Source organism: Pseudoalteromonas luteoviolacea S2607 (assembly GCF_001625575.1).
Classification (GTDB): domain Bacteria; phylum Pseudomonadota; class Gammaproteobacteria; order Enterobacterales; family Alteromonadaceae; genus Pseudoalteromonas; species Pseudoalteromonas luteoviolacea_E.
Map to the genome: position 1 here is coordinate 222,738 of NZ_AUXV01000056.1, position 23,980 is coordinate 246,717.

The window sequence follows — 23,980 nt, forward strand, 5'->3', positions numbered from 1 at the left end:
GATTGAGGACTTTTCAATCCCATCAGTCCCATGTAACCTAAGGTAAATTAAGAAGATAGCACTTTTGGTATATGGGACTGAATCAAGAAGACAAAACTGAGCTGACGCGACTAGGTGAAAGGATCCAAAAAACATTTATCGCAGTGCGTTCTAGCCTCTGTGAACAAGCTAGCACCATCGGAGGGTTTTCAAGATTACTGGACTACAACCGTTCTAATAGCCAACGGTTTTTTGCTGCATGTAAAGCTAGCAACGGGCTTGACGTTCTGATTGAACTACCTGGAACGCAAGCTTTATCGCTTCTAATCGAAAAGCTAGCCCCTCACTTACCACCGTCATTAATAAGCCAATTAAGACAAGTTGTTCATCTGTTTGCTCAGTACCTTAAACAGCATGCGAAAAGTCATGCGCAATTAAAGCGCTTAATCTCTGACGAAATAAAAACCCCTCGTGCGCACCCTCAGGAACAGGATAAAAAAGCACAGCTTTATTATGCAGCCAAAACGCTTTTAAAGTTCAGCGTCGACGAGGTATTTTGTATTTACATTTTGCGTCAAAATAAGAGCGACCCGAATTTTTTGCAAGAAACTGCATTGATTAGTAAATCTGGGATTAAACGAGAGGCCGGCGCAGTACCATTTGTCCAATTTTATACTCACCCCCACCCTGAAAACTTTGAATCGCCAACAAACATTACCCGTGACAGTAAACTCGAGTCACAGGCGTTTACGCTTGGCGTTTCTAAAGAATATTCGACAAACGGGTTTTTAGAATCATTTAGTACCTACTCCCCTAGTAATTCTGGCCTCGTGTTCGACCCGCTTCCAACACATGATTGCAATGTCACATTTGTATTTAATAACCCAGATGAAGTGGTCAACCCATTGAACCAAAATAGTCCTTGCAGCTCTACAAGCCTCTCCATTAAAAACCCTGTTAAGAAGCTTACTATGTTAGTTCTACTTGAAAAGCAGATTGATCGTTGTAGTACCGTGAACATTGGTTGCTATCACAACAATCAAAAGGTTGAGGAAGGTAAACTTAGAGCCAGTGACATGTGGACCGAACGCTTTCCAGAGTTTCCAAACTTAAACGTCACCTCGCTAGAAAATAACTTTGCACACAGCAAATTGGAACAAAGCCAAATGAAAAAACTACAATATTTATTAGACGTGAGTAATACAGATGCTCAAGATTTTATCTGTTACGCGACCCATGTCGATTTTCCGATTTGGTCAAGTACGTACAGAATTTACTTTGAGCACCAGTGATCACAAATCTGCCAAAGAATTTAGATAAGTCATTGCCCTCGAGAGAGTTTTCTCTCTTTGCTCTGGCAGCTTTTTGTTCCAGCTTGAATAGATCATCTTATTGCGAGGATTTTTAGAAAACGCTGCTTCATGCCTTGTCATAAAATGCCAATACATAGAATTCATAGGGCACGCATTTTGGCTATCAACGGATTTAATGTCATAGTGACACGAACTGCAGTAATCACTCATTTTGTTGATGTAGTTACCACTCGCAGCATACGCTTTAGAACCTACAATACCGCCATCAGCAAACTGGCTCATACCTCTCGTATTGGGCATTTCCACCCATTCAATGGCATCAATGTACACTCCTAAATACCAGTCATCGACTTGCCTCGGGTCGATACCAGCTATCAAACAAAAGTTACCTGTCACCATAAGCCTTTGAATATGATGAGCGTAGGCGTAATCTAAGGATTGCCGAATAGCGTGTTTTTGACAGTTCATTTTTGTCTCACCGGTCCAGAACCAATCCGGTAATTCACGTTCAGCCCCTAACGTATTTAACTGACCATACTCTGGCATGTTTACCCAATAGATGCCCCGCACAAACTCCCGCCAACCGATAATCTGGCGAACAAACCCCTCAATTTGTGCGATATCGACTTCATCAGTATGGTCATAATAATAACCAATGACTGTCTCCACGACATAGGCTGGACTGATGATCTTGCTATTTAATGCAAAAGAAAGCCGAGAATGATACAAACTCCATTGCTTTTTTGTGTACATATCGTCAGCGTTACATGTCATCGCATCTTGAAAAAAGCCGAACTTCGACAACTGAGTTTTACAAAATGCCAAAACTAACTCTCTTGCTTGTACTCTATTAATAGGCCATAAAAGCTGTTCGTGATATGTGCCAAAAGTACTAACATTGTGCCGCTCGAGCCTTTCTTTTATCTCACTTACATCATTCGCAAACACAAGCGGCTCTGGCACTTCTGACAAATCTTTTTGCTTCAACTTATTGCGGTTTTTACTATCAAAGTTCCACTCACCGCCAAGGGGACGTTCGCCCTCCATCAAAACATTAAACCTAGTGCGCATTTTTCTATAAAACGCCTCTAATCGATGCTTTTTACCCGCTTTAAAATAGTTGCCCAACTCACTATCTGACAGGTAAAAATGTTCAGTTTCATATGCATTGCAGTCAATATTGAGTTTGTTTCGAAATTCACTTAATTGAGAGCGAAGCCTATATTCGTCTGGTAACTGATATTCAAATAACGCTACGTTATGCTTCTCGATTAGACTATTGAGTAACTCAGGCAGCTGCGTGTAACCCTTTGTATCATCCAAAGTCAAATAAGAAACCTTATGTCCAGCTTTCATCAACGCTTGACTGAATGCCTGCATCGCTGCAAAAAACGCACACACCTTTTGAACATGGTGCTTTACATAACTCGTCTCTTGATACAACTCAGCGATTACATAAAGTGTGTCTTCATTTTTACTTGCGTACCAAGAATGACTGGCATTCAACTGGTCGCCTAAGATAAGCCTAAGCGTTTTATACTCATCTGCCATTTTCTAGTTTGCCCCTTTTTTACTGTTCCCTGCACAACGCTTAGAACAATATTTCACGTTTTCCCAATCTCTTTGCCACTTTTTTCTCCATGAAAACGGCCTTTGACAACAAACACATATTTTTGTCGGTAGTTTAAGCTTTTTATGCATCGCAATTACCTAACATGAATTGCAAGCACGCGCTTTGCCTCGCTGATTACATCATCACGCTTTTTCCACTGCCAAAGTAATGTTTGGGCTTTTGAATAGCTCTCTTTTAGATCCACAACTGGTAAGGGGTAATCGACGCCAAGTTCAATGCCATACATCATCTGCTCCATCTCAGTCAGCGTCCACGGGCTGTGTACCAGCGGCGCAGGTATGTCCGATAGCTCAGGAACCCACTTTTTAACGAAGTGGCCATCAGGGTCTTTGTCCTCGCCTTGTTTTACAGGGTTATAGATTCGAATTGTATTGATGCCAGTAACACCTGCTTGCATTTGAAATTGGCTGTAATGTATCCCAGGTTCAAAATCTAGAAATAACCTCGCCAAATGGGCAACCCCCGCGCGCCAATCCAGCTCTAAATGATGACACAAGAAACTCACTAGCATCGCGCGCATACGAAAATTTAGGTAACCAGTTGCTATCAAGCTTCTCATACAGGCATCAACCATTGGGACCCCAGTATTACCGCTTTTCCATGCTTCAAGCCTCTCATGCTCTGCTTTCCCTGTGACTCTAGGCATATTTTCATAAGCTCGATTGACACATCTGAACTCCATGTCACACTCACTTTCAAATTTTTGAATAAAATGGCAATGCCAGTGGAGCCTTGAAGTAAAAGCAATAAGTGTTTTACGCCAATATGGCTTTTTCCAGTTTTTGAGTACTTCTTGATAGACTTGCCGTAGACTCAAATTTCCCCAAGCGAGATAGGTTGAAAGCCGAGAGCAATGCTCTACAGCCTTTTCTGGACTCGACAGAGAATACGCATATTCCTTACCCCTATTTTCAAAAAAAGACGTTAAAACCTGTCGCCCAATCCCTTCCCCTCCTGTTTGAAACACGCTATTTGTTTGTACGCGAATAAAAAAATCCAAACCGACATGATTATTAAATCTATGCGTTTCATTGAAAAAATTCACTTGTTGGATATCCACATCAAGTACTGAATCACGCATCGTTTTTTGCCAATTTTTGTCCCAATTGGTTCTAGCGCGAAGCCCCCTAACTACAGCACCTTGTGGGAACTCATGCCAGACAATACCTTTTGACTCACACCATGTTGCAACCTGTTTGTCTCGCTCAAATGTATACGAAAGGCCAATTTCTTGATGACTAAAAACCTTATTAATGCCCACAGATGTTTGAATTTGCTCTAATACTGCCAAGCACTCTCCATATGCACAATAAAGCGCACCATCAGGCAACCTCGACTTAATATCAAGCAACGACTGTGCGATAAACTGAAAGTGTCGCATTGATGAGTGCTTGTCACGTAGGGCAATAGGTTCAAAACAATAGAAAAGGAGAACGGGTTCCTCATGTTGCACGGCGCTAAATAATGCTTGGTGATCAGTCAATCTAAGATCTCTTTTCAACCAGACAATATTTACGGGCACGACATTAAACCTCTTGAGGCCAGTCGACCATATCGACTTCCATATTAACACTAGGGTTATTGATTAACCACTTGCGAACGAACTCTCCTTCTGGGTCGTACATTGCTGTTTGCTTGTCGATATTAAAGTGTCTTCCCCCTCTTGGGTCATCACCCACCCCCGCAATGTATTGCCAATTCCCCCAATTGGAGGCGACATCATGATCTATGAGCTGTTGTTGGAAATATGCAGCGCCATATCTCCAATCTATTTGCAGTTCATTGACTAAACAGCTGGCTACTATTTGCCGGCCACGGTTCGACATAAATCCCGTCGCGTTTAACTCTCTCATTAATGCATTTACCAATGGGTAGTAAGTTTCTCCATGACACCAGCTTAAAAATCGCTGCGGATAGTACGTGGTCAGAGGGCGCTTACCCACCTCCCCAGAAAACTCGAACAACTTGCTCCCTTTCATCATCGCTTTATGGTGAAAAAACTCTCTCCACAATAACTCAAAAAATATCCAATATGTTGAGTCATTAGCACCGTGTATTTGTTCGAAACGTTTTAAACGCGCGACTATTTGCCTGGGAGATATGTTGCCCGACGCTAGGTATGGGCTAAACTTGGTGGAGTTGTCGTAACCGTCTAACTCATTACGCGTTTCTTTATATCGTAAAGCTGCATTTGATTGAAAATATCTTTCTATCAAACAATGCGCTTGCAATTCGCCTCCTCGAAAGGCAGCTTTGTGTTGCAATCCACTTGTTTCTTCGTTCAAGTCCCACTGCTCAAGACTAACCGCACTGCTATTTATTGGCATAGGAAGCGTATCAGAGAGCGCACTGTCAACTGGCTCATACACCAAAGTATGCGCAGTTTTCTTACGAAACTTAGAAAACGACCCGCTCAGCGCATTACTTTCAATTTGTTTGCTACCAAACAGTAGATTATTGTTTTGGCATATAAAACGTACTTCAGGCAGCTGCGCTTTTAAGCTTGATAGGCTTTGCCTCTCTTGTAACCCGCTTGAGTATTGGCAACCAATTACGTCAACATCAAAAGTGCTTACCAGTTTTTTTAAAACAGCCTTTGTATCACCACGTAAAACAAGTAACTCGTAACCAAGCTGCTGCAACTGCTCTGATAGGTCCAGCAAGGACTCTTTTATAAACCGTAATTTACTCACACCTAGCTGTGCGTGATTGTAGTTAGTCGGTTTTAGTAAGCTTTCATCTAAAACAAAAACAAACAATATCTTGTCACATGCGTACAATGTAGCATTTAACGTAATATTGTCATTGATACGCAGATCTTCCGTGAACCAATAGAGAGCTGTTTTCATCGTGTCTTAATACCCATTCGATAACGCTATTAAACAATGCTCAATACGTAGGAAGTAAGTATTTAGATTAGCGATAGATAAAAATTAGAAAGGCGTGTTTAGATTTTGAATGCCAATGTATGTGTTTATACATTGGCATGAATTGAAATGACAATTAAGCAATGCTTGAGTTGATAGCTCTGAGTGCCTGCGCAGGATCGTCTGCTTTAGTTATTGGGCGACCAATAACTAAATAATCACTCCCAGCTGCAATTGCTTTTTCTGGGGTCATAATACGTTTCTGGTCTCCAGCATCACTGCCAGCAGGTCTTATGCCCGGTGTAATTAACTTAAACGCATCACCCAGCTCTGCTTTTAAAGATTCTGCTTCTTGTGCAGAGCAAACCACGCCGTCTAAACCAGACTCTTTTGCAAGTTTAGCCAAATACAAAACTTGTTCTTGCGGTGTTTTCTCTACACCCAGCTTACTTAATTGTGCTTGATCCATACTTGTCAGAACAGTCACTGCAATCAAAAGAGGCGCTTTGTCACCGTACTGTGCTAAGGCTTCTTTCGCCTTTGACATCATTTCTGTTCCGCCACTAGCATGCACATTCACCATCCATACACCTAATTCAGCAGCCGCTGTTACCGCTTTTGCTACCGTGTTCGGAATATCGTGGAATTTAAGGTCTAGAAATACATCAAACCCAAGATCGACAAGTTTTTTAACGAATTGAGGCCCAAAGTAGGTAAACATTTCTTTGCCAACTTTAAGACGACACTCATTCGGAGACAGTTGAGAAACAAATTCTAATGCCGCACTTTCGTCATCATAGTCCAACGCAATTAGCACTTTTTTTAGTTCAATGTTTGACATAATTACCTTACTTTTATTCAAAAAGAATCAAGAAAATCTAGTATCCATCTAAACCACGATTTGGAACGACTGACTCCCATGTTTTGCAAGATGGGCACAACCAGTATAGTTTATGGCTAGTAAAGCCACATTTATGGCATTGGTAGTCAGGTTTTGTCGCGATATACGAAGTTACCAGGTGATCAATCTCACCCAGCACGTCCTGTATTTTTGCGTTTTTAGTACTTAACAATTGCAGTAAGTAACTAAAGCCTCTAATAGATGGCTCTCTCTTTAAGCTATCTGTTAGAAACTCTATTGCTGTCGCAGTTTTACCGGCCTCAATCAAACCTTGGCAGTGTTTAATTTTAATCGTGACACCACTATTTGGTAGCAGCTCTTCAATTAACTCATAATATTCCAATGCGATATTGAGGGATTTATAACAAGTTTGTAGGTCATTGATTATTAGAGGTGCTATTTGAGGATATTCTGAGAGTAGTTTTCGCCAATAGTAAATTGCTTTAACATTGTCTTGACGGTTAAAAGCATCTAACCCTAGCTCATACAGTGGTCTAATTGCTTGATGATTTAACTTGGTTGCTTTGTCCAACAACAAAATATCGTTTGACTCCAACGCAGACTCACAATAAAAATTCGCAATAGCAGAGCAACTATTTTTATCTATAAACAAGTCGGAGTAGGCTTCATACATATTAATGCCTTTCTCCCAATCCCTTGTTTGAGAGTACAACTGAATAATTGGCTCTCTTGCATCTTCAAAACCGGCTTTAATCAATACGACGAGGTTTAACTCTGCACTGTCTAACAATCCGGCCATCACATAATCCTGCGCCAATTCAAGTCGGCAAGATTTCACCAACTCGGTATCAAGATTCGGTTGTTCAATTAATAGTTCATGGATTTTAATTGCTCTATCCAACTCCCCTCTCTTTCTAAACAGAGTAGCGAGTGTCAAATAGTGTTCAACGGAGTCAGCTGAAACTTCTAGCAGCTGAATTAAGTGTTCAAGACCTTGATCTTCTTCACGATCGAGAAGAAACTTTAGTCCCTTACTATATTCTGATGTGATTTTTCTATTTTGCTCATGCGCTAAATTCTTAGCACTATTTTTACCCATTACATAGCCGTAAGCCGCAGCAACAGGAAGCAACAAGAACAAAAGCTCTATCATGACTGGTTTTGATTTTTAGTCAGTAGTAAGTTGTTTGCCTTATGTAATTGACGATTTTTTTGTTTAAGCCTTACCAAAGATAAAAGGTTAATCAAAAGTCCTACCAAAATACCAGTAAAAAGACATAAGCTTAATAGTGTCGCCAACGGCATTTCAGCACTTGCAACAATAAAGTTGACCTCTACAAGGTTTGGATTTTGTGTACCAACAACAAAAGCCACCAACAGCAACACTAACAACAGTCCTTTTTTTACAACTCGAACCAAACTAGGTTTCTCCAATTAGCCTTCAATACTAGCGTTAACGCGATCTCTTAACTCTTTACCAGGCTTGAAGTGTGGTACATATTTACCGTCTAACTCTACTGTTTCACCAGTTTTAGGGTTACGACCTGTTCTAGGTGAACGGTAATGTAGAGAGAAACTGCCAAAGCCACGGATTTCAATTCTATCTGAGCCAGACAGCGAACCTGCCATTTGTTCTAAAACTTCTTTTACTGCATTTTCTACATCTTTAACAGGAACATGCGCATGCTGTTCAGCAAGTTTTTCTATTAATTCAGACTTTGTCATAACGTTTCCTTAAGGTAAAAAAGAAGGGCAAAAGTGCCCTTCTTGTTTAGACTTTAAAAATTAGTCTTTCTGAGCATTTTTGAAAGCTGCAGCCATTGCATTTTCGAATGCAGGCTCTTCTTTCTTAAGCTTCTCTAGCGCTTCTTTCTCTTCAGCTTCGAAGATAGCTTTAACTGATAGGCTGATCGCACGGTTCTTACGGTCAACACCTACAAATTTAGCTTCTAGTTCGTCACCTTCAGAAACAACAGAAGTTGCATCTTCTACGCGCTCTTGAGCAATGTCAGCTACACGGATGTAACCTTCAACGCCTTCAGCTAGCTCTACAGTTGCGCCTTTCGCGTCAACTTCAGTCACTTTACCTTTAACAATAGCACCTTTTTTGTTTGCGTCTAGGTAGTTATTGAAAGGATCAGCTTCGATTTGCTTAACGCCTAGTGAGATACGCTCACGCTCTGGGTCAACCTGAAGAACGATTGCAGTGATCTCGTCGCCTTTCTTGTACTCGCGTACAGCTTCTTCGCCTGGAGTGTTCCAAGAGATATCAGAAAGGTGTACAAGGCCGTCGATGCCGCCTTCAAGACCGATGAAGATACCGAAGTCAGTGATAGACTTGATCTTACCAGTAACTTGATCGCCTTTGTTCTGTAGACGAGCAAATTCCTGCCAAGGGTTAGCTTTACACTGCTTAAGACCTAGAGAAATACGACGACGTTCTTCGTCGATTTCAAGAACCATAACTTCAACAGTATCACCTAGTGAAACAACTTTTGAAGGGTGGATGTTCTTGTTAGTCCAGTCCATTTCTGAAACGTGAACTAGACCTTCAACGCCTTCTTCGATCTCAACGAAACAACCGTAGTCAGTTAGGTTAGTTACGCGACCAGTAAGCTTAGCGCCTTCTGGGTAACGACCAGCGATTGCTGCCCAAGGATCTTCGCCAAGTTGCTTAAGACCTAGAGAAACACGTGTCTTCTCTTTGTCGAACTTAAGTACTTTAACAGCGATTTCGTCACCAACATTTACGATCTCAGATGGGTGCTTAACACGCTTCCAAGCCATGTCAGTGATGTGAAGTAGACCGTCAACACCACCTAGATCTACGAATGCACCGTAGTCTGTAAGGTTCTTAACGATACCTTTAACTTCTTGACCTTCAACAAGGTTAGCAAGTAGTTCTTCACGCTCTTGAGAGTTTTCAGACTCGATAACTGCACGACGAGAAACAACAACGTTGTTACGCTTCTGGTCAAGCTTGATTACTTTGAACTCAAGCTCTTTACCTTCAAGGTGAGCAGTGTCACGTACAGGACGAACATCAACAAGTGAACCAGGTAGGAAAGCACGGATTGAATCAACTTCAACAGTGAAACCGCCTTTAACTTTACCGTTGATAATACCGATAACAGTCTCTTGCTCTTCACAAGCTTTCTCAAGACGGATCCAAGCTTCGTGACGCTTCGCTTTCTCACGAGAAAGGATAGTTTCACCGAAACCGTCTTCGATTGCATCTAGTGCTACGTCTACTTCGTCGCCAACAGCAACTTCTAGTTCACCAGCAGCATTTTTGAATTGCTCTGCAGGGATTGCACTTTCAGACTTAAGGCCAGCATCAACAAGAACAATGTTGTTCTCGATAGAGATAACTGTACCTTTAACGATAGAGCCTTGCTCTGCTTCAAAACCCTTTAGGCTTTCTTCAAATAACTGCGCAAAATTTTCTGACATACTAAATACGTCTCATATATAAATGTACCAATAAGCAACCATGCTGCATGGGGTAGTTAAAAAAACACCAGCAGCCCTGCCAGTGCTATGAAATAAATTAGCTAACTTTTGGAAGTTTTCCTGCTAACACAGCCTCGTCAACGAGCTTTAACACTTGTTGGAATACCGCATCAGCGTCAAGCAACGTAGTATCAATATGAATGGCATCGTCTGCTGGCACCAAAGGTGCAACAGGGCGATTCATATCTCTATCATCACGCGCTTTGATATCTTCTAAAAGGCCCTCTAGTGTAACATCAAGGCCCTTATCCTTCAACTCATTAAAGCGTCTGTTAGCACGTTCTTCCGCACTTGCCGTCAGATAAATCTTTAGCTCGGCTGAAGGGAACACAATAGTGCCCATATCGCGGCCATCTGCGATTAAGCCATTTTCGGTGCTAAAAGCTCTTTGTCTTCTTAAAAGCGCTTCTCTAACACGAGGGAGCATCGCTATTTTTGATGCTGTAGCACCGACTTCTTCATTGCGAATTGTATTAGTTACATCTTCCCCTTCGAGTACAATTTTAGATTTTTTAGTCTCACTATCAATCATAAATTGAACATCAAGGTTTGCCGCAAGTGGCACTAATGCTTCTTCGTTATCTAAAGCAATTTGATGATGTAAAACAGCAATAGACAGCACACGGTATATTGCGCCACTATCTAAAACATCCCAATTTAGTTTCTCAGCCAACAAACGACATACAGTCCCTTTGCCAGATCCGCTTGGGCCGTCTACGGTGATTACGGGCATTGCAGCCTGCATTAATACCTCCTGAAATGCACACCTTATATAAATCGGCGCCTATTATACGCAAGTTTGATGAATAGATCCTTATCAACATGTAACTTTTTGTTCTGTTGATAAATTTGTCTACTTTTCAGGTAATAGGTGTGCGGGTGCACACCTATAGAATTTTTAGAATTGAGAGATGGAAGATAGTACTTCGAAATAGGTAGGAAAAGTTTTTGCTGTACAACCAGGGTCGTTGATTACAACTGGTTTTCCTCCTACAGCCACCATAGAAAAACACATGGCAATTCTGTGGTCATTGTAAGTATCAATTTCGGCTAATTTAAATTCTGTCGGTGGTGTAACTTCAATATAATCTTCACCCTCAACGACTTCAGCCCCCACTTTACGAAGCTCCGTTGCCATCGCAAATAATCTATCTGTTTCTTTTACGCGCCAGTTATAAATATTTCGTATTGCCGTTTTACCTTCAGCAAAAAGAGCAACAGTTGCCAGTGTCATTGCGGCATCAGGAATCTCATTGGCGTCTATATCGACGCCCTTCAAATGGCCTTTTCTAACGATGAGTTTTTCATCAAACCATTCAATTTGAGCGCCTACTTGCTCCATCACTTTGGCAAAACCAATATCCCCTTGAACACTAGCTAAACCAACACCGTTAATTTCAATTTCTCCACCAGAGATTGCAGCTGCGGCAACGAAATATGATGCAGAGGAGGCATCCCCTTCAACCATAATGCTACCTGGTGATTGATAACCTTGTTGTCCCTTAACATAAAAGACTTGATAGTTGTCATGTTCCACCACAACACCAAAGTGCTTCATCACTCCGAGTGTGATGTCTATATATGGTTTCGATACAAGCTCGCCAATTATTTTGATTTCACTATCACCTTCAAACAAAGGCGCAGCCATCAGCAATGCAGTTAAAAATTGACTAGAAATACTACCGTCAATTTCCACTCTACCTCCGGCAATTTTTTTACCTGCGATCTCCAATGGCGGGTAGTGCTCATTCTTGAGATACGTGACATCAGCGCCCAACGCGTCAAGTGCATCTACCAAGTGCCCTATTGGTCTTTCTTCCATTCTAGGTTCACCGGTTAACGTAAACTTGCCTTGTGTCGCAGCCAAGACTGCAGTTAAGGGGCGAAATGCGGTACCGGCATTACCTAGAAATAACGGCGCTTGAGGAGTGATTAATTTACCACCTGTGCCATGCACTGTTGCGACCGTCTTGTCTTCGTTTAATTGAACTTGTACACCCATTTCATCTAGCGCGCCAAGCATATGACGAATGTCGTCACTATCCAGCAGATTTCGAACTTCAGTCACACCATCACATAACGCAGCAAGCAACAAAATTCGATTCGATAAGCTTTTTGACCCAGGCAATGTAACCGAGCCCGATACTTTTTTAATCGGTTGTAGAGAGAGTTGTTCCATCAGCTATTCTCCTGAGCAAAGCGCTTCATAAATGCGATTAGCGCTTCGATACCTTCTTTGGGCATTGCGTTATAAATACTTGCTCGCATACCACCAACAAAACGATGACCTTCAAGTGCCATCAAGCCATTTTGTTCCGCTTCAGCTAAGAACTTTTCATTTAGCGCATCGTCTTTTAACCAGAAAGGTACATTCATCAAAGAACGGCAATCGGTTGCGACTTTGTTGAAATAAAACTCTGAACTATCAATGTAGTCATAAAGGAGTGCTGCTTTATCTCGGTTGTGCTTTTCCATTGCAGGTACGCCACCGATTGACTCTAGGTATTTGAACACCTCAGCAGCTAAATACCACGCATAAGTAGGCGGCGTATTATACATGCTATTTTGATTTGCTTCGATTGCATAATCTAAGATGGCCGGTCTTGGTAAGCCTTTTCTTTCTAAAAGAGTCTTGCGAACAATTGCGATACTTAGCCCAGAAGGTCCTATATTCTTTTGTGCACCTGCATAAATCAGATCAAAATCGTCCACATTAATTTCACGCGACAAAATCATTGAAGACATATCCGCGACAATCGGCGCGGTTGGATGCTTAGGGACATCAAATATTTCTATGCCATCTATTGTCTCATTCGGACAATAGTGAATAAAGGATGCTTTCTCTGGTAATGCCCACTTTTCTACAGGCAAAATATCAAACTTTCCTTCGGCATCTGTTCGAATGTCCAAAGATTCTACAGCCGTAAACTTAGCACCTTCTTTCGTGGCGCCAACAGACCAAATACCGTTTTCAACATAGACGCCTGGTGCGTCGTCTAGGTGCAAATTAAGCGGTACTGCAGCAAAATGGCCACGACCACCACCATGCATAAACAAGACTTCGAATTCATCTGAAATATTCATTAACCTTCTCAAACTAGCTTCACACTCTTGTGCCAACTCAAGAAACGGTTTAGAACGGTGGCTTATCTCCATTACCGAAACACCCAGACCTTGCCAATTAATAAATTCAGCTTGGGCTTTTTCCATTACGGCTGGAGGCAACATAGCTGGCCCCGCACAAAAATTATAAACGGTCATTTTTTCCTCATTCCAAATAAAAGACGTTATAAAAGACGAATGCTCTGCAGGTTAAACGCGCCGAACATAAAATAGTAGTCTATGAATTTACATCAAATACGATGTTTGATGAAACAAAATTATCTGCTAAATAATTTAATTTGATTGAATTTTTTTAATAAAAAAGCGGCCTAAGCCGCTTTTATTATTCTTCTGAGTCTTGTTCCGGTGTATTTTCTGGTGCTTGTTCACCAGTCGCCTCATCAGTGGCTACCTCTTCAAGGTCATCCACTTCGATTTCTTCAATACGCTGGAGTCCAACTACTTGCTCATCTTCAATGGTACGGATCAAGATAACACCTTGTGTGTTTCGACCAACGGTAGACACCTCGTTAACACGAGTTCTAACGAGCGTACCTCTATTTGAAATTAGCATGATTTCGTTGTTGTCTTCTACCTGTACAGCGCCAACTACATTACCGTTACGCTCAGTTACTTTGATAGATACAACACCTTGCGTTGCACGGCTCTTAGCAGGATATTCTTCAAGCGGTGTACGCTTACCATAGCCATTCTCGGTTACAGTTAAGATAGCACCATCGTTTTTAGGTACGATTAAAGAAACCACCTTCACGCCATCAGGCATCTTGATACCACGGACACCCGTTGCAGTACGGCCCATTGGACGAAGCGCTAGCATTTCTTCACCCGTTTCTGGGTCTAATTTTACTTCACCTGTTTCTGAGTCGCGTAGCTTCTCATTAAAGCGGACAACTTTACCGTGATCGGTGAATAACATGATGTCATTGCTACCATCAGTGATATCTGCACCAATTAGGTTATCGCCGTCATTTAGGTTAATAGCGATAATACCGCTCGCGCGCTGGCGGCTGTATGCTGTCAAAGGTGTTTTCTTCACTGTACCGTTAGCAGTTGCCATTAATACGTACTTGTCTTCTTCGTATTCACGAACAGGTAGAATTGTCGTGATACGTTCGTCTGCTTCAAGAGGCAGTAAATTAACGATTGGCTTACCACGTGCCTGACGAGAAGCAAGAGGCAGTTGATACACCTTCAACCAATACAAACGACCCGCTGTCGAGAAGCACAGAATCGTATCGTGTGTATTCGCGACAAGCAGACGTTCGATGAAGTCTTCATCCTTCATCTTAGTGGCTGCTTTACCTTTACCACCACGACGCTGTGCTTCGTAATCTGATAATGGCTGGTACTTAACGTAACCTTCGTGAGAAAGCGTTACTACAACATCTTCTTCGTTGATTAAGTCTTCTAAGCTAATATCATGGGCTGCTGCAGTGATTTCTGTGCGACGCTCGTCACCATACACTTCTTTAATTTCTACAAGCTCATCACGGATAACTTCCATTAAACGCTCTGGCGAAGAAAGAATGAGTAGTAATTCTGCAATTAGTTCTAATAACTCTTGGTATTCACCTAAGATCTTTTCATGCTCTAAGCCAGTTAGCTTGTGAAGACGAAGGTCTAGAATCGCCTGAGCTTGTTGCTCTGATAGGTAGTACTGACCGTCTCTAATACCAAGCTCTGGTGCCAACCAATCCGGTCTAGCAACATTTTGCTCTCCGGCTCTTTCAAGCATCGGCTGTACTGAGCCAAGCTCCCAAGCGCGAGATGTTAACGCGGCTTTTGCTTCAGATGGTGTTGGAGACTTTCTAATAAGTTCAATAATTGGGTCGATGTTCGCAAGTGCAATTGCCAGACCTTCAAGAGTGTGTGCTCTATCACGCGCTTTACGCAGGTCATATACTGTTCGGCGTGTCACAACTTCACGGCGGTGAATAACAAACGCTTCTAGCATTTCTTTCAGGTTGAAACACTTAGGCTGGTTGTTATCCAAAGCAACCATGTTCATACCGAACACAGTTTGTAGCTGAGTTTGCGCGTATAAGTTATTAAGGACAACTTCGCCTACTTCGCCACGCTTAATCTCAATAACAATACGCATACCGTCTTTATCTGACTCGTCGCGTAGTGCACTGATCCCTTCAACTTTTTTGTCTTTAACTAACTCAGCAATTTTCTCAATCAATCTTGCTTTGTTAACTTGATAAGGGATTTCATTGACAATGATGGTTTCTTTGCCAGTCTTCTCGTCAGTTTCGATTTCCGCGCGAGCTCGGATATAAACTTTACCACGACCAGTCTTGTAAGCTTGTTCAATCCCTTTTTTGCCGCTGATAATTGCTGCAGTTGGGAAATCAGGGCCCGGAATATATTCAATTAACTCTTCAATGGTGATATCTGGGTTTTGAATAATCGCCAAGCAGCCATTGATAACTTCTGTCAAGTTGTGAGGCGGAATGTTCGTCGCCATACCAACCGCAATACCAGATGAACCGTTTACTAACAGGTTAGGCACTTTGGTCGGTAAAACATCAGGGATTTGCTCGGTACCATCGTAGTTAGGTACGTAGTCTACCGTTTCTTTTTCTAGGTCAGCTAATAGTTCATGAGACATTTTAGCCATACGAACTTCGGTATAACGCATCGCAGCAGCTGAGTCACCATCTACTGAACCGAAGTTACCTTGACCATCAACGAGCATGTAGCGAAGTGAGAAAGGCTGAGCCATACGAACAATTGTATCGTAAACCGCACTATCACCATGAGGGTGGTATTTACCGATAACGTCACCGACTACACGAGCTGATTTTTTATATGGTTTATTCCAGTCATTGCGTAATTCGTTCATTGCGAAAAGCACACGGCGGTGAACAGGCTTCAAACCGTCACGTACGTCTGGCAATGCACGCCCTACGATTACACTCATCGCGTAATCTAGGTATGAATTTTTCAATTCATCTTCAATATTGACCGGGAGGATTTCATTGGCGAGATCAGTCATTTGATACCACTTTCCTTCAGAGTCTTGCCCTTTTATGTCACACTATTGGTGCCAAAGGGTTAAGTTATTATTTATTCGGCTGCCGATACTAACACAGATAAATCTAATTTGCAGTCGTAAAATGTCTGGTATTTTTATAAATAGCCAATACAATGCGCCCAGATAAACGAGGAAGCTTTTTATGACCGAACATCAAAATGTAGACCACGAAGAAATCGCGAAATTCGAAGAAATTGCCGAAAGATGGTGGGATACAGAAGGTGAATTTAAACCACTACACGACATCAATCCACTGCGATTAGATTTTATAAATGACAAAAGTGCTGGGCTTTTCGCAAAAAAAGTACTTGATGTTGGCTGTGGAGGCGGCATTTTAACCGAGAGTATGGCCAAGCTTGGCGCAGAAGCTACAGGTATCGACATGGGACAAGAGCCACTCAATGTCGCCAAGTTGCACAGCCTTGAAAGCGGCATTTCTGTCGAATATAGGAAAATACCAGCAGAGCTGTTTGCGGATGAGAACCCAGAGCAATTTGATGTCGTAACCTGTATGGAAATGCTAGAGCATGTACCGGATCCTTCTGCGATCATTGCCGCAGTAGCCAAAGCAGCGAAGCCTGGAGCAAGCGTATTCTTTTCAACTCTAAACAAGACACATAAAGCATATTTACTCGCTGTTGTCGCCGCTGAGAAGTTACTAAAAATGGTACCAGAAGGCACGCACGACCATAACAAGTTTATTCGTCCTTCAACTTTAATTGGCTGGGCAGAGCAACATGGACTAAAAGTTCGTCATTCAGCTGGGATCAGCTATAACCCATTCACTAAAACGTTCACTCTAAGTGATGACGTCAGTGTTAATTACCTACTGCATTTCGAGAAACTAGCATGACCAAAGCCGTTATTTTCGATCTAGATGGAACCTTGTTGAATACCAGCGATGACCTAGGCGCCGCGCTCAACCATGTATTACGTATTCATAACAAACCCGTTGTTTCTAAACGTGAATACAGTCCAGCTATTTCAAACGGAGTAAAAGCTTTGCTTGAAGTTGGATTTGGAGAAACGCTAAAAAACTACGATGTTGAAGTTCTTAGACAACAAGTGCTAGATAGCTACGCGCAAAATATTGCTGTCCATTCTCATTGCTTCGACGGTATCTCCGAGCTATTGCAAAAGCTCGAATCAATGGATATTGCTGTTGGCATCATGACCAATAAACCAGGCTTTCTAACAATCCCCCTTTTACAACAGATCCCTGATCTGGCTCATATTAAAGTTGTGGTTTGTGGAGACACGCTAACAGTCGCAAAGCCCAATCCAGAGCCATTGCTATTAGCCGCAGAACAGCTTGGTGTTGAACCTGCTCAATGTATTTATGTGGGTGATGCGCAAAGAGACATTGAAGCCGCCCATGCCGCTGAAATGCGTTCGGTCTCCGCTTTGTGGGGGTTCATACCTTCTTTGCAAGACGCACTCTCTTGGGGTGCTGAATTAAATCTAGAACACCCAACAGATATAATTTCGCATATATAGTGAGAAATTATAATTTGAGACACTACATATTGTGTCTTACACTTAGTTGGGAAAATAATTGAACATAAAAAAATCACTCGGATTTTTTACCAAAAAAAGACAAAAATCCTTGTATTGAAGTTGATTTTTTTACGGGCTCAGACAACGTGGATAATTGAAGGTTAGTAAATACTAACGTCTTGAATTTATCCCAATGTTATCCACAATCTGAGCCAATTTGTTCTATTGCAAAATACAAATAACCACACTATCTTGTGATGCACTTTCAAATAGGCACCATATCTAGTGGTGATTTCCTAACCAATATAAAGAACTTGGGAATACAGGCATAGCTTATGAACCAACAATTATCTGTCAGTAAAAGAAACGGTCGTAAAGAACCGCTTGATTTAGATAAAATTCATCGTGTGATAACTTGGGCCGCAGAAGGTCTAGATAATGTCTCAGTCTCTCAAGTAGAGTTAAAATCCCATATTCAGTTTTATGACGGGATCCGTACTGAAGACATTCATGAAACTATCATCAAAGCAGCTGCTGACTTAATCTCTAAAGACACTCCAGATTATCAATACCTAGCCGCTCGCTTAGCTGTGTTCCACCTAAGGAAAAAAGCTTACGGTCAGTTCGAGCCACCACACCTTTACGACCAAATCGTCAAGCTTGTGGAAGAAAAGCGTTACGACGAGCACCTATTGAAAGACTATACACGCGAAGAACTCAATGAACTTAATGAGTACATTGATCATAGCCGTGATATGACTTTTAGCTATGCCGCAGTAAAGCAATTGGAAGGAAAGTACCTAGTTCAAAACCGTGTAACAGGTGAAATTTACGAGAGCGCGCAGTTCTTGTACATACTTGTTGCAGCAAGTCTATTCTCAGATTACGACAAAGAAACACGTCTTGATTACATCAAACGTTTTTATGATGCTGTCTCTCAGTTTAAAATTTCTCTACCTACGCCTATTATGGCTGGCGTACGTACACCAACACGTCAATTTAGTTCGTGTGTACTGATTGAATGTGATGATAGCCTTGATTCTATCAATGCAACTTCTTCTGCTATCGTAAAATATGTTAGCCAACGTGCAGGCATCGGTGTAAACGCAGGTAGGATCCGTGCTCTAGGCAGCCCTATTCGTAACGGCGAAGCTTTCCATACGGGCTGTATTCCATTCTACAAACACTTCCAAACGGCGGTAAAAAGCTGCTCTCAAGGTGGTGTTCGTGGTGGTGCAGCTACCCTATTCTACCCGCTTTGGCACCTAGAAGTAGAGAACTTACTTGTTCTTAAGAACAACCGTGGTGTTGAAGAAAACCGCGTTCGTCATTTGGACTATGGTGTTCAATTCAACAAAACAATGTACTCTCGCCTTTTAAAAGACGACTATATCACGTTGTTTAGCCCATCAGACACGCCAGGGCTTTATGACGCATTCTTTGAAGATCAAGAGCTTTTCGAAGAACTTTACACTAAGTACGAGAAAGACGAATCAATTCGTAAGAAGCGTATTAAAGCAATTGAGCTGTTCTCAATGTTTGCGCAAGAACGTGCAAGTACTGGTCGTATTTACCTACAGAACGTGGATCACTGTAATACACACAGCCCGTTTGACTCAAAGGTTGCGCCGATTAGACAATCAAACCTTTGTCTAGAAATTGCTTTACCTACGAAGCCTCTTAACAACGTGAATGATGCAGAAGGCGAAATCGCCCTTTGTACTCTTTCGGCATTCAACTTAGGCGCAATCAAAGACTTATCTGAGCTAGAAGAGCTAGCTGAGCTTGCTGTTCGTGCACTAGATAACTTGTTGGATTTCCAAGACTACCCTGTTCCGGCTGCACACACAGCGACAATGGGTCGTCGTACTCTGGGTATCGGTGTAATTAACTTTGCTTACTACCTTGCTAAAAATGGTAAGAAGTATTCCGATGGTAGTGCAAACGCATTGACGCATAAAACGTTCGAAGCGATTCAATACTACCTAATGAAAGCGTCTAACGAACTAGCGAAAGAGCGTGGCGCATGTCCTAAGTTTGATGAAACGACTTACTCAAAAGGTATCATGCCTATCGATACATATAAAAAAGATATCGATAGCATCTGCGATGAGCCTTTACACCTAGACTGGGACGCACTTCGAGACAGCATCAAAGAATTTGGTATGAGAAACTCGACAGTTTCTGCATTGATGCCTTCAGAGACTTCTTCTCAGATCTCTAATGCAACTAACGGTATCGAACCACCTCGTGGCCACATCAGTGTTAAAGCGAGTAAAGACGGTATCTTGAAACAAGTAGTACCAGAGTATGAAAAGCTTAAAGATCAGTATGAGCTACTATGGGATATTCCATCAAATGATGGGTACCTTGGCCTTGTAGGTATCATGCAAAAGTTTATTGACCAAACAATTTCAGCTAACACAAACTATGACCCGACAAAGTTTGAGGGTGGTAAAGTACCAATGAAGCTGTTGTTAAAAGATTTACTTACAGCATACAAACTTGGTGTTAAGACGCTTTACTACCATAACACCCGTGATGGTGCGGCAGATGCGCAAGACGAATTGAAGCCAGAAGCAGAAGATGATGGCTGTGAAGGCGGCGCTTGTAAAATTTAACAAGCCATAAAATAGTAACAAGCCCAGCAAAAGCTGGGCTTTTTTAATTCAATGACGTAAAGCCAATTAAAGTCTCCCATAAAACCTCCCAATATAATATTTATTGTGGCAATAGTGACAACCCAAGCTGTTATTCTCATTGTTCACACTTGTCTCAATGAGTGTCCATTCGCACTATTTCCCTCACTAAAGCCTCACTGCTATATTGACGTTAGGAAATTCATACAAAATATTTTACTCAAAGTGTAAGGCTGTGAGTCTAACTAACAAGGAGTTCGCACATTTGCCAAAACACATACCTGATCCTTGTTCCTCGATATTTGATAACAAGCGCCTTGAGGTGACAATTGATAGCAGTTGAAAACCTGATGGAAGGGTAGCTGCCAAAACTCCGCCAATAGTGGCGCCACAGATCCTGTTGCGGGGTCTTCTTTAACCCCATACTGCGGTGCAAAATATCTAAAATATAGCGTATTAGATTGTTCAATATCTTGAGCCGTAACAAGTAACGCTCTGCGTGTAAGTTGACAATATTTAGCAACATCAAACTCAAAACTGGGCAACCTACCCTTATTTGGCACCTGGGCCACGAAGTAACCATCGTCAGACTCTGTGTGTTCCAATCTACAAACATTTTCGCCAAAAATATTGAAAATGTCGCTCCATAGCGCGCTGGGTCTGAGTTTGATTGAAGAAAGCAACATTTTGTATTTACCCGAAGCCTCCTTTTCAACACAAATTAAGTGACTGGCAGACTGGAAGCGTAGTGTATCTTGAGATGTATTTAAGGCTGTGAACAAAACGTCTGCTGCAGCCAATGTACCATGGCCACAGAGTTTAATCTCACTGAATGGGGAGAACCAACGAATTAAATGAGCGCCACCAGCCTTCAGAAATACAAAAACTGTCGCAGCTGCTGTATTGCTAGCGGCTATGGATTGAAGGTTTTCATCATCATTAAACTCACAGAAGCGCGTGCACAACCTAACATGCGCAAAGCTACCTCGATAGTGCTGCGAACAAAACACTTGACGAACAAAAACCTCATTCATATCGATTGTTTCGCCAACCACGTCTCTTACCTGCATTACAGGTCATCTTTGACCACTTGCCAAAGAGAGTCGACAAAATGATGCTGATCATCTGTAAAGTGTTGAATGACTTTGAAGCCAGTTTGTTGGCACAAACACTCAATATCATGAGGTGTAAACTTAAACGAATATTCTAGATGGATAGCTTCATATGCATCAAACTGAAATGCGCGTTGCAGCGCAGAGATGTATACTTCCTGCTTTTCGGTTGAAAGCACATAGCTTTCCATTGCACCTAATATGGGGTTATAAACGCCAAAATGTTGAAACTTATCTAGCTTAAAGTTGCCACCCAATTCGGTGTTTATTCGATGCAGTAAATTGAGGTTAAATTGTGCCGTCAGCCCAGCTTTATCATTGTAAGCCGCAGTGAGTTTATTCACGTCCTTTTTCAAATCATAACCAGTTAAAATAAAGTCTGATGCATTCAAACTCATCCAGAGTTTTCTTAGAAAACCATGACTCTGCTCTCGATTAAAATTACCAATATTAGAGCCTAGAAAGAGTACCAATTGCTTGTTACTCGATTGACTTCTAACGAGCTTTAGCCCTTCAAAATACTCTGCAACGACACCATGAATTGCCAACCTTTCATCCGGTACAATGTTCTCTTGTAACATTACCATGGCTTTTTCTGAAATATCGATAGGGTAAAAATTTACTTTGCAGCCAATTTGTAAAAAACCATCTATAATCAATTTGCTTTTGTGGCCATCCCCTACACCAAGCTCAATAATATCAATTTCAGGTTCATCAATTAACTGCGCTAACTGCCCGCTTATTCGAGTCAGGATTTCAACTTCTTTGGCTGTGAGGTAATAATCTTCATGCTGTGTAATCTTTTGAAAAATTTCACTTCCAGTATCATCATAAAAGTACTTTGCTGACAGGTGTTTTGGTGTCGCGCTCAATCCCGTCAGTACTTCTATCGCTAACTGGTCATCTTGGGTATTTTCGCAATGTGTGTCTTGCGTGAGTAATCTGAAGTGTGTCATTAAATATCCTTTGCTAATCTGATGCCTGAAAACATCCAACGTTGATTTGGTGCATAAAAATTTCGATAGCTATGTCGATAATGACCGTTAGGTGTGGCTACACATCCCCCTCTTAAAACAAATTGATTGCACATAAACTTGCCATTGTATTCATTGAGCATTCCCTGATAAGGTTTGTAGCCAGGGTAGCCTGAGTAATGACTTTTACTCCAACACCAAACCTGGCCAAATGGCACACTACTCTGAGTTGGATGATAAATGTCAGGTTTTTCGTTCGGGCGCCTGTCAAACTCAGGTACGCCAAACAAGTCACTGTCGAATGAGGTCAAAAACACTTCCATCTCTTGCTCACTAGGCAACCTGTGCCCCTTCCATTTTGCATACGCATCAGCTTCAAAATAGCTGATGTGTGTGACAGGCGCATTGAGATCCAGTAAATTTAAACCATGTAACGAAAACTCATACCACTTGTTTTCTATTTTTTGCCAATATAGTGGGTGTGTGAGTTCTTCACTAGTTACCCAATCCCACCCTAGGCTTAACCAAAACGCCGCTTCGTCATACCCTCCACTGTCAATAAACTCTAGATACTCTCCATTTGTAACCGTATTTTGGCTAATCGCAAAAGAATAGATATAAGCTTTATGCTTTGGTTTTTCATTGTCATATGCAAAAGTTCCCGCCAAAGCACCAATTTGAATTATCCCTTCGTTAAATGAACGCCATGCCGGTTTGGGGAAAGATGCCGTATTAAGGCGAGTCTTGCTAAATAACGGTAAGATAGGGTTGCATCCAAAGATATATTTAATGTCCATTAACAACAGCTCTTGATGTTGCTGCTCATGATGAAGTCCAACCTCTAACAAGGACAAAGCATCATCATCGACTTCAGCACTGGACAAATAATTCACGACCAGCTTATCCACATGGCTTCTATAGCGCATCACCTCCTCAACGGTTGGCCTTGAAAGATCACCGCGTTGGTTTTGCTGCCAATGATTGCCTGCTGACTTGTAATATGAATTAAACAACAGCCTATACTGACAATTAAACCGCGTATATCCGCTTAAACACTTTGCCAATATGACTTCTTCAAAAAACCACGTAGTGTGGCCTAAATGCCACTTGGGTGGACTCACATATGCAACTGGTTGCATAACGTAATCTTCAATTACTAGACATGAGCAAAGCGAAGTTGTACGCTCCCTAACCCGAAGGTATTTATCAATAAAGTACTTAGATTTTTCGTTACTGCTTAATTGTTGCCATTTCATACGCTACCTGATCAAGAAGCCTTCGTAATTTAGCTTGCTTTTTGATAGATAAACACCACAAACTGATGTCCACTGAAACCTTGACCTACCAGCCACTATTTCGATGTTTTTATCTACTTACCTGAGCACTAACTAAATACATTCCAGTCATTGAAGATTGTCTAGTGATGTA

The 23,980-nt window shown here is 41.7% G+C and carries 20 protein-coding genes; 4 read left to right on the forward strand and 16 right to left on the reverse strand.

The features are described 5' to 3' along the window. Positions 1–71: 71 nt before the first annotated feature. Complete coding sequence (locus tag N480_RS18165) at positions 72–1,271, forward strand: hypothetical protein (protein ID WP_063373851.1); 1,200 nt, start codon at positions 72–74, stop codon at positions 1,269–1,271. Here the strand turns inward: N480_RS18165 and N480_RS18170 are convergent, their stop codons facing one another. The 13 genes from N480_RS18170 to gyrA all read right to left on the reverse strand — a co-directional run bounded on the left by N480_RS18170 (position 1,272) and on the right by gyrA (position 16,291). Then, the gene (locus N480_RS18170) at positions 1,272–2,843 is read right to left on the reverse strand and encodes a cryptochrome/photolyase family protein (RefSeq protein ID WP_063373852.1); all 1,572 of its coding nucleotides are present in this window, start codon (positions 2,841–2,843) and stop codon (positions 1,272–1,274) included. Between the two features lie 3 nt (positions 2,844–2,846). Beyond that, positions 2,847–2,993, reverse strand: coding sequence for a DUF2256 domain-containing protein (locus N480_RS25045; protein WP_081225611.1), 147 nt, complete (start codon positions 2,991–2,993; stop codon positions 2,847–2,849). Between the two features lie 5 nt (positions 2,994–2,998). Continuing rightward, positions 2,999–4,498 carry a deoxyribodipyrimidine photo-lyase gene (locus N480_RS18175; RefSeq protein ID WP_331245802.1) on the reverse strand — a complete coding sequence of 500 codons (1,500 nt, stop codon included), beginning with the start codon at positions 4,496–4,498 and terminating at the stop codon, positions 2,999–3,001. Then, positions 4,452–5,774 carry a DASH family cryptochrome gene (locus N480_RS18180; RefSeq protein WP_063373854.1) on the reverse strand — a complete coding sequence of 441 codons (1,323 nt, stop codon included), beginning with the start codon at positions 5,772–5,774 and terminating at the stop codon, positions 4,452–4,454. The genes N480_RS18175 and N480_RS18180 overlap by 47 nt, the downstream gene beginning before the upstream one ends. 154 nt (positions 5,775–5,928) lie before the next feature. After that, complete coding sequence (pyrF, locus tag N480_RS18185; RefSeq protein WP_063373855.1) at positions 5,929–6,633, reverse strand: orotidine-5'-phosphate decarboxylase; 705 nt, start codon at positions 6,631–6,633, stop codon at positions 5,929–5,931. Between the two features lie 37 nt (positions 6,634–6,670). Then, on the reverse strand, positions 6,671–7,807 hold the full coding sequence (locus tag N480_RS18190) for a lipopolysaccharide assembly protein LapB (RefSeq protein ID WP_063373856.1): 1,137 nt from the start codon (positions 7,805–7,807) through the stop codon (positions 6,671–6,673). Further along, entirely contained in the window at positions 7,804–8,040 is a 237-nt protein-coding gene (locus N480_RS25810; RefSeq protein WP_331245805.1) for a LapA family protein, read from the reverse strand. Before N480_RS25810 ends, N480_RS18190 begins: the two co-directional genes overlap by 4 nt. 48 nt (positions 8,041–8,088) lie before the next feature. Continuing rightward, positions 8,089–8,379: an integration host factor subunit beta gene (gene ihfB / locus N480_RS18200; protein ID WP_063357208.1), complete on the reverse strand. Its 291-nt coding sequence runs from the start codon at positions 8,377–8,379 to the stop codon at positions 8,089–8,091. Between the two features lie 60 nt (positions 8,380–8,439). Next, complete coding sequence (rpsA, locus tag N480_RS18205; RefSeq protein ID WP_063373857.1) at positions 8,440–10,107, reverse strand: 30S ribosomal protein S1; 1,668 nt, start codon at positions 10,105–10,107, stop codon at positions 8,440–8,442. A 97-nt stretch (positions 10,108–10,204) separates the two neighbouring features. Further along, positions 10,205–10,912: a (d)CMP kinase gene (cmk, locus tag N480_RS18210; RefSeq protein ID WP_063373858.1), complete on the reverse strand. Its 708-nt coding sequence runs from the start codon at positions 10,910–10,912 to the stop codon at positions 10,205–10,207. A 153-nt stretch (positions 10,913–11,065) separates the two neighbouring features. Further along, positions 11,066–12,346, reverse strand: a complete 1,281-nt coding sequence (aroA, locus tag N480_RS18215; protein WP_063373859.1) for a 3-phosphoshikimate 1-carboxyvinyltransferase — start codon at positions 12,344–12,346, stop codon at positions 11,066–11,068. Further along, positions 12,346–13,428 carry a 3-phosphoserine/phosphohydroxythreonine transaminase gene (gene serC / locus N480_RS18220; protein ID WP_063373860.1) on the reverse strand — a complete coding sequence of 361 codons (1,083 nt, stop codon included), beginning with the start codon at positions 13,426–13,428 and terminating at the stop codon, positions 12,346–12,348. The genes aroA and serC overlap by 1 nt, the downstream gene beginning before the upstream one ends. A gap of 184 nt (positions 13,429–13,612) precedes the next feature. After that, complete coding sequence (gene gyrA / locus N480_RS18225) at positions 13,613–16,291, reverse strand: DNA gyrase subunit A (RefSeq protein ID WP_063373861.1); 2,679 nt, start codon at positions 16,289–16,291, stop codon at positions 13,613–13,615. Between the two features lie 181 nt (positions 16,292–16,472). On the opposite strand from gyrA, the gene ubiG reads away from it, so the two are divergent. The 3 genes from ubiG to nrdA all read left to right on the forward strand — a co-directional run bounded on the left by ubiG (position 16,473) and on the right by nrdA (position 20,448). Further along, complete coding sequence (ubiG, locus tag N480_RS18230; RefSeq protein ID WP_063373862.1) at positions 16,473–17,183, forward strand: bifunctional 2-polyprenyl-6-hydroxyphenol methylase/3-demethylubiquinol 3-O-methyltransferase UbiG; 711 nt, start codon at positions 16,473–16,475, stop codon at positions 17,181–17,183. Next, positions 17,180–17,827, forward strand: a complete 648-nt coding sequence (locus tag N480_RS18235; protein ID WP_063373863.1) for an HAD family hydrolase — start codon at positions 17,180–17,182, stop codon at positions 17,825–17,827. The genes ubiG and N480_RS18235 overlap by 4 nt, the downstream gene beginning before the upstream one ends. A 335-nt stretch (positions 17,828–18,162) precedes the next feature. Then, the gene (gene nrdA, locus N480_RS18240; protein ID WP_063373864.1) at positions 18,163–20,448 is read left to right on the forward strand and encodes a class 1a ribonucleoside-diphosphate reductase subunit alpha; all 2,286 of its coding nucleotides are present in this window, start codon (positions 18,163–18,165) and stop codon (positions 20,446–20,448) included. A 263-nt stretch (positions 20,449–20,711) separates the two neighbouring features. On the opposite strand, the gene N480_RS18245 is transcribed toward nrdA, so the two are convergent. Genes N480_RS18245 through egtB form a run of 3 tightly spaced genes read right to left on the reverse strand, consistent with a single transcriptional unit; the run spans position 20,712 to position 23,808 of the window. Continuing rightward, positions 20,712–21,536: a PhzF family phenazine biosynthesis protein gene (locus N480_RS18245; RefSeq protein ID WP_063373865.1), complete on the reverse strand. Its 825-nt coding sequence runs from the start codon at positions 21,534–21,536 to the stop codon at positions 20,712–20,714. Continuing rightward, positions 21,536–22,534: an L-histidine N(alpha)-methyltransferase gene (locus N480_RS18250; RefSeq protein WP_063373866.1), complete on the reverse strand. Its 999-nt coding sequence runs from the start codon at positions 22,532–22,534 to the stop codon at positions 21,536–21,538. The genes N480_RS18245 and N480_RS18250 overlap by 1 nt, the downstream gene beginning before the upstream one ends. Then, positions 22,534–23,808, reverse strand: a complete 1,275-nt coding sequence (gene egtB, locus N480_RS18255) for an ergothioneine biosynthesis protein EgtB (protein ID WP_063373867.1) — start codon at positions 23,806–23,808, stop codon at positions 22,534–22,536. Before egtB ends, N480_RS18250 begins: the two co-directional genes overlap by 1 nt. Between the last annotated feature and the right edge of the window lie 172 nt (positions 23,809–23,980).

What these genes read in the sequence shown, in the direction of transcription:
- N480_RS18165 (WP_063373851.1), top strand. Translation starts at nt 72, where the DNA reads ATGGGACTGAATCAAGAAGACAAAACTGAGCTGACGCGACTAGGTGAA.
- N480_RS18170 (WP_063373852.1), bottom strand. Translation starts at nt 2,843, where the DNA reads ATGGCAGATGAGTATAAAACGCTTAGGCTTATCTTAGGCGACCAGTTG.
- N480_RS25045 (WP_081225611.1), bottom strand. Translation starts at nt 2,993, where the DNA reads ATGCATAAAAAGCTTAAACTACCGACAAAAATATGTGTTTGTTGTCAA.
- N480_RS18180 (WP_063373854.1), bottom strand. Translation starts at nt 5,774, where the DNA reads ATGAAAACAGCTCTCTATTGGTTCACGGAAGATCTGCGTATCAATGAC.
- pyrF (WP_063373855.1), bottom strand. Translation starts at nt 6,633, where the DNA reads ATGTCAAACATTGAACTAAAAAAAGTGCTAATTGCGTTGGACTATGAT.
- N480_RS18190 (WP_063373856.1), bottom strand. Translation starts at nt 7,807, where the DNA reads ATGATAGAGCTTTTGTTCTTGTTGCTTCCTGTTGCTGCGGCTTACGGC.
- ihfB (WP_063357208.1), bottom strand. Translation starts at nt 8,379, where the DNA reads ATGACAAAGTCTGAATTAATAGAAAAACTTGCTGAACAGCATGCGCAT.
- rpsA (WP_063373857.1), bottom strand. Translation starts at nt 10,107, where the DNA reads ATGTCAGAAAATTTTGCGCAGTTATTTGAAGAAAGCCTAAAGGGTTTT.
- cmk (WP_063373858.1), bottom strand. Translation starts at nt 10,912, where the DNA reads ATGCAGGCTGCAATGCCCGTAATCACCGTAGACGGCCCAAGCGGATCT.
- aroA (WP_063373859.1), bottom strand. Translation starts at nt 12,346, where the DNA reads ATGGAACAACTCTCTCTACAACCGATTAAAAAAGTATCGGGCTCGGTT.
- serC (WP_063373860.1), bottom strand. Translation starts at nt 13,428, where the DNA reads ATGACCGTTTATAATTTTTGTGCGGGGCCAGCTATGTTGCCTCCAGCC.
- gyrA (WP_063373861.1), bottom strand. Translation starts at nt 16,291, where the DNA reads ATGACTGATCTCGCCAATGAAATCCTCCCGGTCAATATTGAAGATGAA.
- ubiG (WP_063373862.1), top strand. Translation starts at nt 16,473, where the DNA reads ATGACCGAACATCAAAATGTAGACCACGAAGAAATCGCGAAATTCGAA.
- N480_RS18235 (WP_063373863.1), top strand. Translation starts at nt 17,180, where the DNA reads ATGACCAAAGCCGTTATTTTCGATCTAGATGGAACCTTGTTGAATACC.
- nrdA (WP_063373864.1), top strand. Translation starts at nt 18,163, where the DNA reads ATGAACCAACAATTATCTGTCAGTAAAAGAAACGGTCGTAAAGAACCG.
- N480_RS18245 (WP_063373865.1), bottom strand. Translation starts at nt 21,536, where the DNA reads ATGCAGGTAAGAGACGTGGTTGGCGAAACAATCGATATGAATGAGGTT.
- N480_RS18250 (WP_063373866.1), bottom strand. Translation starts at nt 22,534, where the DNA reads ATGACACACTTCAGATTACTCACGCAAGACACACATTGCGAAAATACC.
- egtB (WP_063373867.1), bottom strand. Translation starts at nt 23,808, where the DNA reads ATGAAATGGCAACAATTAAGCAGTAACGAAAAATCTAAGTACTTTATT.